We start from the raw sequence: 9,341 nt of genomic DNA on the forward strand, positions 1-9,341 counted from the left end.
GACCACCACTCATCCCTCGAAAGTGTTGGGCGTCCTCGGCGGCATGGGTCCCGCCGCCACCCTGGATTTCCTGGCCAAGCTGCAGGCGGCCACGCCGGTCAGCCGCGAGCAGGACCACCTGCGGGTGCTGGTCGACATCAACCCCAAGGTTCCCGACCGCAACGACAGCTACGACGCCGCCGGACCCGTGCTGGCCGAGATGGCGGTCGGTCTGCGCGACGCCGGGGCCCAGGTGCTGGCCATCGCCTGCAACACCGCCCACGCCTATGTCGACCAGGTCAAGGCCAGCGGCCTGCCCCTGGTCGACCTGATCGAGACGGCCGGGCTGGCGGCGAAGGCCGCCAAGACAGAGGGGGGCGCGGAACGGGTCGGCGTGCTGGGCACCGGCGGCGCCCTGGCGCTCTATCGCCGGACCTTCTCGCACCTGGGGATCGAGGCGGTGACCCTGGACGACCACGAGCAGGTCGAGTTCATGGCCTTGCTCTATCGCATCAAGCACGGCGGCCTGGGCGCAGAGAGCCGCGAGACCATGGCCGCCCTCGCCCATCGCCTGGTCGGCAAGGGCGCTCAGGTGGTGGTGGCCGGCTGCACCGAGGTGCCGCTGGTGATGGGCGCGGCCGACCTGGCCGTGCCGTTCATCGACGCGACCGAAGCCCTGGCGAGGCGATGCGTGGAGGTGTGCCTGGCCTCTTGATCGGCCGGCCGTCTCACAAGCCGATGCAATCGACCTGCTGGGCCGAGCTGTCGTGCTTGGACACCCGCCAGGTCTTGTCGGGCATCGCTCTGAGCAAGACGACCTCCTCCCGGCACTTGGCCTCGTTGGCGAATTTCGTCTGGTAGGTCACGACCGCGTAGCCGCCTTTCGGCCGCCCCGGCAGCTCCGTCGCCCTCTGGGCGCCCGTCTGCCGTCGATCGACCACGGCGCCCAAGGGGGTCCGCCCCGCCTTGTACGAGGTTTCGAACGAGCTCCACGGCAAGCCCACCGCCTTGTCGATGGCTTCGTAGGCCTCCAGGAACTTTCCGTTGTCGACGAGATCGACATATTTCCGGGCGACGAATTCCGGATCTTCGGTCGGCCAGACGAAGTCTTGAGGCGCCGCCTCGGCCGCCCTTTCCGTCGCGACGACTTTCTCCGGCGCGGGCTCCGGCGCGGGAAAGGCGACGAGAACCAGCACGAACACGCCGACGGCCCCGCCGGCCTGGACAAAGCCCTTGTATTTGACGTCGATAAAGCCCGGCAGGATGGCCGCGACACCGCCGGCCGCCAGGGCCAGGATCACCCGATAAGTCCAGATCGCGGTCGGGCTGGGATCTTTCACCACCGTGGTGAACACCAGTATTGTCACGATGAAGATCGCGCCGAAAACAAACGCGATGAGGACCTTTACGTCGACTTCACCGGTGACGAACGAACGCTTCGGCGGATCTTCCATGAATCACTACCCCGCGGCGCCTAGTGCGACTCCCCCATAGCGCGAGACCGTGGAAATTGCACGGCGTTATGCGGTTTGCGCGAGGGCGCCCTCTACTCCGGCGAGACGCCGGCGAAGGTGCGGGGTTCGGGCTTGATGGTGACCTGGGTCCGCACGCCCTCTTCGAACAGGGCGCTGGCATAGTCGAGGGCCGCCTTGTAGGCGGCCTCCTGGCTGGAATGCCGAGACAAGGTCTGCCCCTTGCGTTCGACGCACCAGTCGAAGGGTTTGGTGACCACGAGGATCAAGTCCACGGTCGGCTCCTGACCAGGCGGCCCGACGCCGCACATGATCCCCCGCGGATGAGTGATGCCCGATTCCGACGCCCAGACTATGCAGAACGGCGCGAATTCGCTCCGTAAACCCTGGTTTCTGCGCGAACGCGGTTAATGCCCGCAGCAGCCGCCGTGACCGCCCGCGGAACCGCCCCCTTGGCCGCCACCGCCGTGTCCGCCGCCGCCATAGCGACCGCCGCCCGACACCGTCACGCTGGTCGAGGACCTGGCGCTGGCGCTGGCCTGGGCGCTGGACGAGGCGCTGGCCCCGGACCAGCCGCGGGCATAGCCGGACCGGCCATAGGCCTGGCCGCCGACCCAGCCGCCGCCCGCGCCGTAACGGGCGCTGGACGAGCCGTAATAGCCTCCGCCGGCCCCGCCTTCGAGYGACTGGGCGTAGCCGTCGCCGGCCATATAGCTGCCCTGATAGCTCCAGCCCTGGCCCTCTTCGCTGTAGCGGGAGGTCTCGGACTCATAGGTCTCTTCCGAGCGTTCGACGCTGCTCTCGGCGCGACCCTGCTCGCGATATCCGCGATCCTCTTGGACGCGGCGGTCGTCGTCGCAGCCGCAACCGCGACGCTCGGCCCGCTGCTCCTGGCGCTCCACATAGACCGGCACGCGCACGATCCGCTCGACCGGAACCTCGACGCGCTTTTCGATGACCCGATCCACGGGACGATCGACGAACTTGACCACCGGGACCTCGACACGCCGCTCCACGACGCGCTCGACCGGCACTTCCACGCGCTTCTCCACGACCCGATCCACGTAGACAGGACGGTCCACCGGCTTCTCGACGATCCTGACGACCGGCACCTCGACCCGCTTCTCGACGATGCGGTCCACAGGACGGTCGATATAGACCGGGCGATCGACGGGCACCTCGGTGCGCTTCTCGATATAGACCGGCTGCCTGACGATCTTTTCGACATAGACCGGGCGCTCGACGACCCTGACCCGGGTCCTGACCACGGGCTTCGGCGCGACGGGCTTGGGCGCGGGCTTGGCGATGGGGGTGACGCGGGTCGGGTAGCCGTCCGCCAGGGCGGTCGTCACCGGTCCCAACGCGGCGAGCGTCATCGCCGCCGCTCCGATCAAGAGCACTGTCTTCGGGTTCATTGCCAAACGCCTTTTCCGACTACGCCGCCCAGCACCTCGCGACCGCTCCCCCGACGGGCGATCACGAAGCGTCCCATTCTGGGTCGCGGCGTTGGGTCGGCAGCAAGCGGCGGGCCAGTCTCTGGCCGTGTGGCGATCAGAGACCGAAGATCCGCCGCAGCCATTTCGGCACATGCTTCTGACGCGGCGCTTCCTCGATCACCTCCGGCTCGCCCTGCTCGTAGCGCCGCTCGGGCGGACCGTCGCGGGCCACCAGGCCGGCCTTGAGCCCGGCGGTCATCACGTCGCGCCAGATGCGGGCCGGCAAGTCGCCGCCGACCATGCGGGTCATCGGCGAGTGATCGTCGTTGCCGACCCAGACCCCGACCACCAGGTCGCCGGTGAAGCCGACGAACAGAGCGTCGCGATAGTCCTGGGTGGTGCCGGTCTTGCCGTAGGCCTTCTGGCCCAGCCGCGCCGCGCGGCCGGTGCCCTCCTCGACCACCGCCCCCATCATGTCGAGCAGTTCGGCGCGCAGGGCCGGCTCCAGCGGCCTGGTCTCGGCCGGGACGGTGCGCGGACGGCCATAGGCCTGGCCCGGCATCTGGCCGGAAGCGACCGCGGCGTAGGCCCCTGTCAGTTCCAGCAGGTTGGTCTCGGCCGTGCCCAGGGCCAGGGTGGCGTCGTCCTCGCGCAGCGGCGAGACGATCCCCAGGTCGCGGGCCGCCCGAACCACCGCCTCGCCGCCGGCCTGCTGCCAGACCCGCGCGGCGATCACATTGTTGGAGTGGGCGAAGGCGTCGCGCAGCGTCAGGTCGCGCCCGCTCCCGCCCTCGTAGTTGGCGGGCGTCCAGCCGCCGATGGTGATCGGGTCGCCGATCACCAGATTGTCCGGCGTCGCCCCGTCGCGCAGGGCGGCCAGATAGACGAACAGCTTGAAGGCGCTGCCAGGCTGGCGCTGGGCCTGGACGGCGCGGTTGAACGGGGTCTGGCGATAGTTCGTGCCGCCCAGCATGGCGACGACCTGGCCGTCCGGACGCATGGCGACCACCGCCACCTGGCCGACCTTGGACTTGGCCGCGCCCTTCATCTGCTTGGCCACAGCCCGCTCGACGATCCGCTGCAGGCGGCTGTCCAGGGTGGTGGGCACCCGCACCTCGCCATAGCCCGGTCCGTCGAAGGCCGACTTGACCTGCGGCGAGATCCAGTCGGCGAAATAGCCGCCCACCGGCAGGTCGGCGCGCGTGGTGCGCACCACGACATGGCCGGCCGCGTCGGCCTGCTGGCGGGTGATGGCCTTGGTGTCGACCATGGCCTCCAGCACCAGGCGGGCTCGCGCGCCGGCCTTGTCGGCGTGATCGACGGGGTCCAGATCGACCGGCGCCTTGACTATCCCCGCCAGCATCGCCGCCTCGCCGATCGACAGCTGCTCGGGCGGTTTGCCGAAATAGTGCCGGGCCGCCGCGCCCAGGCCGTAGACCCCGTCGCCGAAATAGATGCTGGAGAGGTAGCGCGACAGGATCTCGTCCTTGGACAGCCGCAGCTCCAGCCACAGGGCGATCATCGCCTCCTGGCCCTTGCGGCGCAGGCTGCGCTCGGGCTTGAGGAAGGCGTTCTTGGCCAATTGCTGGGTGATCGTGCTGCCGCCCTGGACGGTGCGGTGGGCTTTGGCGTTGACCACCATGGCCCGGGCCATGCCCTGGAAGTCGATGCCGATGTGGCCGTAGAACCGGCGGTCCTCGATGGCCAGGAAAGCGGCCGGCACGTGCCTGGGCAGCGCCTTGATGACGACGGGCGCCTCCTTGTAGGCCCCGCGCCGGGCGAAGGGCTGGCCTTGATTGTCCAGCAGGATCAGCGCCCGGTTGGGCAAGGGCTCCAGGGCTCGCGAGATCGGCAGGCTGGCGCCCAGCCAGACCAGCAGCACGGCCAACGGCAGCAGCGCCCCGATCCCCGCCCCGAACCACAGCCGATGACGCATGACGAAGCCGCGCGAAGCCGCCCAGGCGGCCGCCAGCCTTGTCTTCGCCTCTTCGGGAATCATCAGCGACGCGCCTCCGCGACCTCAACGCCGCTCAAGCTTGCACAACGGCTAGGGAGGATCGGGGTTCACCGTGTCAGGACATTGACCCGCTAGGACAGCGACATGAAGGCGTCGATCTTGTCCAGGGCCGCCAGCGGCGCGCGGATGTGACAGCGCAGCCCCTGAGGGCGATAGTCGAGATCCACTGCCCCGCCCAGCTCGTTGGGCAGGGCCAGTTCGACGATCCGCGAGCCGAACCCCCGCCGTTCGGGCGGGCGCACCGGCGGACCGCCCCGCTCGCTCCAGACGATGTCCAACTGGTCGCCGTCCGCCACCGACCAGCCGATGTCGACATGGCCGCCCGCCGCCGACAGGGCCCCGTACTTCAGGGCGTTGATCGCCAGCTCGTGGAAGGCCAGGGCCAGCACCACGGCCGGCTTGGGCGAGATCATCAGGTCGTCGCCGCTGATGGTCAGCTGTCCAGGGTTGTTGCAATAGGGGGTGACCGAGCCGTCGATGATCTGGCGCAGGCTGGCGGCCGACCAGTTCTCGTCGGTCAGCACGTTGTGGGTGGCGGCGATCGCCATCAGCCGGCCTTCGAACGCGCCGCGCACCGCCACGTCGACCCCGGCGTTGCGCAGCGACTGGCTGGCGATCGACTGGATCGTGGCCAGGGTGTTCTTCACCCGGTGGTTCAGCTCGTTGACCAGCAGCTGCCGGTRGGTCTCGGCCCGCATCTCGCCGGTCACGTCGCGCGAGGTGGCCAGGACCCGGATCACCCTGCCCTCGTCGAGGATGGGGGACACGGTGGTGTCCCACCAGCGCGGATCACCCTTGGCGGTGGGGCAAAGGGCGCGAAACGCGGCGGCCTGGCCCTTCATGGCCGCGCGCAGGGCCTGCTCGACCTCGTCGCGGCTTCCGGGCGGCCACATGTCGGGCCAATAGCGGCTGCGGTTGCGGGCTTCGAAATCGTCGATCTCGAACAGCGCCTGGCCCCGGGCGTTCATGTATTCGACGAAGCCTTCGGGACTGATCACCCGAATGCAGTCGCGGCTGGCTTCAACGATGCTGAGGAAGTAGGCCCCCGCCCCCTCCAGAACGGTCTTGTCCGATCCCTCGTCCGACACCAGGGCCTCCTTGCTGAAGCCCATGTTCACCGAGCCGAGCAGCAATTCAAGCGATGCGTGTATTTTGGGAACGGGTTTCGAGGGAAACGGGCGATCCACGCCGCGAATCAGCCGGGGTGATCTTCGCGGCTGGCTTCCAGCATGCCGACCAGGGCGGCCGACAGGCGCGAGGTCTGGGCCATGCGACGCAGCGCCTCGCGGGCGTGATCGCTGTCGGCGATCTCGGCTTGTCGCTCGAGACGCTCGGCTTCGTTCAAGTGATCGAGTTGGCTGGGCATGATGAATATTTACGGGAGATGAACGAGCCCATCCATGTGACCGCTGGTCGCAGAACAGTGTAAGCCCACGCAAAATCAAGCGTTTACCGCGTTACCGGTCCCAAAAATGAAAACGGCCCCGGGTCATTGCTGACCCGGGGCCGTCGTCCTGTTCCCCAACAGGACGGCGTCGCGCGCTACCAAAACCCGGCGCGGCGGCGTCGCCTCAAAACCTATGGCCCGTTCTCGCCGAACGACGGGCCGCGCACAACGTGACGGCCTGTCGCAGGAGAATGACGCCTGCGTCATATAACAAAGCTCCACCAAAAGCGCTGGTCAAGTGATGACACCGGTATCATAACTGCGCCAGCACCGCGCCGGCCAACGGCGACGGGGGTTTCGGCAAGGACCGACCGGGAGGAAGACCAGGAACGCGAGGACTCGGAAGGTCCTCCCCGCTTCCTCTCCCGGCCGCCCTGCCGCGTCCTTGCGTCGCGGAGGTCCACGGCGTGAAAGTCCCTGGGAGAGTCTCGTCGCCATGCCGCTTAGCCCCCTCACCCGCCGCCGCCTGCTGGCGACGACCACCGCCACCTTCGCCGTCGCCGCGGCCATGGCCCCGCTGAAGGCCCTGGCCCAGGGCGTCGCGCCGTCCAAGGACCAGGTCCTGGCGACGATGAAGAAGGCCACGACCTTCATGGCCGAAAAGGCCGCCTACGAGGGCGGCTATGTCTGGAGCTATCTGCCCGACTTCTCGCGCCAGTTCGGTGAGATGGAAGCCTTCCGCACCATGATCTGGGTGCAGCCGCCCGGCACGGCGACCATGGGTCACCTGTTCCTGGACGCCTACCACGCCACCGGCGACGAATATTACTACGAGGCGGCCAAGAAAGCGGCCGGCGCGCTGATCAAGATCCAGCATCCGGCGGGCGGCTGGAACTATATGGGCGACCTGGCAGGGCCCGCGTCGTTGCAAAAGTGGTACGACACCATCGGCAAGAACGGCTGGCGGCTCGAGGAATTCCAGCACTATTACGGCAACGCCACGTTCGACGACGAAGGCACCGCCGAAAGCTGCCAGCTGATGCTGCGCATCTATCTGGAAAAGAAGGACAAGGCTTTCAAGCCGGCGCTGGACAAGGCCATCCAGTTCGTCCTCGACGCCCAGTATCCGAACGGCGGCTGGCCCCAGCGCTTCCCGCTGTCGGGCGGCTTCGAGAACAAGGGCCACCCCGACTACACCGGCTACATCACGTTCAACGACGGCGTCGTCGACGAGAACATCAAGTTCCTGATCATGGTCTGGCAGACCCTGGGCGACAAACGCGTCCTGGATCCGATCAAGCGCGCCATGGACATCTACATCGCCGCCCACCAGCCGATGCCGCAGCCCGGCTGGGGCCTGCAGCACACCGTGGCGGATTTGAAGCCGGCCGGCGCGCGGACCTACGAGCCCAAGGCCTTCGCCAGCCACACCACGGCCGGCAATCTCGAAAACCTGATGGACTACTATCAGCTGACGGGCGACCCGAAGTATTTGGACCGCATCCCGGAGACCATCGACTGGCTGGCCGGCCTGAAGCTCGACGACAAGATCGCCCCCGGCAAGCCGCGCTATCCGACCTTCATCGAGATCGGCACCAACGAGCCGCTGTACGTGCACCGCCGCGGCTCCAACGTGTTCAACGGCGAGTACTTCATCGACAAGCACTGGGAGAACACGATCGTCCACTACTCGTCGTTCCGCTCGGTCGCGATCGACAAGCTGCGCAAGCGCTACGAGACGCTGAAGGCCACGCCGCCCGAGGTGGTCAGCAAGGACTCGCCGCTGAAGGTGAAGGGCGGCAGCCGTCCGCTGCCCCGCTACTTCACCACCAAGGACATCTCGGTGTCCGACCTGAACGTCGGCGCCCTGAAGACCAGCGACAAGACCACCGACGCCGACGCCGCGGCCCTGATGGCCCAGCTGAACGCCGAGGGCTGGTGGCCCACCGAGATGAAGGCGGTCAGCAACCCCTATATCGGCGACGGCTCGACCACCGTGACCCCGGGCGAGTTCTCCGTGACCCGCGTGGGCGACCCGACCGACACCTCGCCCTACATCGCCGACGTGCCCAAGCCGGGCATCTCGACCGGCGCCTATATCGAGAACATGGCGGCCCTGATCCGCTACGTGACCGCCTAGCCGACAAAGGGACACGCGCGTCCGCGCGTGTCCCCGTCAGCGGCCTTCGCGCAGGGTCAAATGTCGCACCGGGACGAAAACCGGGCCGTGGAGAGCATATTCCTAACCGTTTGGCGCTAGATCGACCGTGTAACGCGGGAGGCGCCTTCGCCCATGCTGGACAGGCTTGGCATTCTGGACGATCGGGTCGACGAGGTCGCCGTGGCCAGCCGGCGCTCGCGCCCGCAACGCCTGATCATGGCCGTGTTCATCACCGGCTTTCTGCTGTTCAACCTGGGTTTCCGCACCGCTCTGCTGTGGTTCGCCGCGGTGCTGTTCGCCGACGCCTACGGCGTCGCCATCACCCGGTTCGCCGAGTGGCGCGGCGCCGGACCCAGGACGCTTCGCGCCGGCTACGTCTCGGCCGTGGTGGTGATGGTCGGCGTCTGGACGGCCCTGGCCGTGGTGCTGTGGCTGTCCGACCATCCGGCCCTGCGCTTCGCCGCCATCTGCCTGACCGCCGGACAGTTGATCCACGCCCAGGCGGTGACGTTCCGCTCGCCCACGGTGTTCGCGTTCGACGCCGGCCTTCCGGCCCTGGCCCTGGCCGGCATGCCGCTGCTGCTGGGCGGCTATAGCGGCTGGTCGATCCTGACCGTGCTGATCGCCGTGGCCCTGGTGCTGCTCTACACGGTCTCCAGCGCGGCCGTGAACGCCCGGCGGGTCACCGCCCTGGAGGCCGCCGAGCGCACGGCCATGTCGGCAAGCGCCGCCAAGTCGGCGTTCCTGGCGATGATGAGCCACGAGCTGCGGACCCCGATGAACGGCGTCCTGGGCATGGCCCACGCCCTGAACGCCGGCCCGCTCAACGACCAGCAGGCCCGCCAGGTCGACATGCTGCTCCGCTCCGGCGAGGGCCTGATGACCATCC

General features: G+C 68.1%; 9 protein-coding genes. 3 read left to right on the top strand and 6 right to left on the bottom strand.

All coding sequences use genetic code 11. The features are described from left to right. Positions 1-22 precede the first annotated feature (22 nt). Positions 23-694 carry a cysteate racemase gene (gene cuyB, locus AC1DZ6_RS11795; RefSeq protein WP_477097375.1) on the top strand — a complete coding sequence of 224 codons (672 nt, stop codon included), beginning with the start codon at positions 23-25 and terminating at the stop codon, positions 692-694. A 13-nt stretch (positions 695-707) separates the two neighbouring features. Here cuyB and AC1DZ6_RS11800 read toward each other — a convergent pair whose 3' ends face one another. From AC1DZ6_RS11800 to AC1DZ6_RS11825, 6 genes are all read right to left on the bottom strand, one after another. Then, entirely contained in the window at positions 708-1,433 is a 726-nt protein-coding gene (locus tag AC1DZ6_RS11800; protein ID WP_477097368.1) for a DUF4019 domain-containing protein, read from the bottom strand. 92 nt (positions 1,434-1,525) lie between these two features. Continuing rightward, positions 1,526-1,726, bottom strand: a complete 201-nt coding sequence (locus AC1DZ6_RS11805; RefSeq protein WP_477097369.1) for a hypothetical protein — start codon at positions 1,724-1,726, stop codon at positions 1,526-1,528. A 132-nt stretch (positions 1,727-1,858) separates the two neighbouring features. Further along, positions 1,859-2,827: an articulin gene (locus AC1DZ6_RS11810; protein WP_477097370.1), complete on the bottom strand. Its 969-nt coding sequence runs from the start codon at positions 2,825-2,827 to the stop codon at positions 1,859-1,861. 175 nt (positions 2,828-3,002) lie between these two features. Further along, positions 3,003-4,886 (bottom strand): transglycosylase domain-containing protein, encoded by a 1,884-nt coding sequence (locus tag AC1DZ6_RS11815; RefSeq protein ID WP_477097371.1) that lies wholly within the window; start codon positions 4,884-4,886, stop codon positions 3,003-3,005. A gap of 89 nt (positions 4,887-4,975) precedes the next feature. Beyond that, complete coding sequence (locus AC1DZ6_RS11820) at positions 4,976-5,992, bottom strand: sensor histidine kinase (protein WP_477097376.1); 1,017 nt, start codon at positions 5,990-5,992, stop codon at positions 4,976-4,978. 107 nt (positions 5,993-6,099) lie between these two features. Then, positions 6,100-6,270 carry a hypothetical protein gene (locus AC1DZ6_RS11825; RefSeq protein WP_477097372.1) on the bottom strand — a complete coding sequence of 57 codons (171 nt, stop codon included), beginning with the start codon at positions 6,268-6,270 and terminating at the stop codon, positions 6,100-6,102. A gap of 517 nt (positions 6,271-6,787) precedes the next feature. Here AC1DZ6_RS11825 and AC1DZ6_RS11830 point away from each other — a divergent pair. Together AC1DZ6_RS11830 and AC1DZ6_RS11835 are read left to right on the top strand one after the other, a co-directional pair. Then, on the top strand, positions 6,788-8,431 hold the full coding sequence (locus AC1DZ6_RS11830) for a pectate lyase (protein ID WP_477097373.1): 1,644 nt from the start codon (positions 6,788-6,790) through the stop codon (positions 8,429-8,431). Positions 8,432-8,584: 153 nt separating this feature from the next. Next, a partial coding sequence (locus tag AC1DZ6_RS11835; RefSeq protein WP_477097374.1) for a histidine kinase dimerization/phospho-acceptor domain-containing protein occupies positions 8,585-9,341 on the top strand: 757 nt, incomplete at its 3' end.

The sequence above is a fragment of the Caulobacter sp. P1_B12_2 genome, from assembly GCF_056406675.1.

Bases quoted from the DNA above. Each gene is read 5' to 3' on its own strand.
- AC1DZ6_RS11815 (WP_477097371.1), bottom strand. From the start codon at position 4,886: ATGATTCCCGAAGAGGCGAAGACAAGGCTGGCGGCCGCCTGGGCGGCT.
- AC1DZ6_RS11825 (WP_477097372.1), bottom strand. From the start codon at position 6,270: ATGCCCAGCCAACTCGATCACTTGAACGAAGCCGAGCGTCTCGAGCGA.
- AC1DZ6_RS11830 (WP_477097373.1), top strand. From the start codon at position 6,788: ATGCCGCTTAGCCCCCTCACCCGCCGCCGCCTGCTGGCGACGACCACC.
- AC1DZ6_RS11800 (WP_477097368.1), bottom strand. From the start codon at position 1,433: ATGGAAGATCCGCCGAAGCGTTCGTTCGTCACCGGTGAAGTCGACGTA.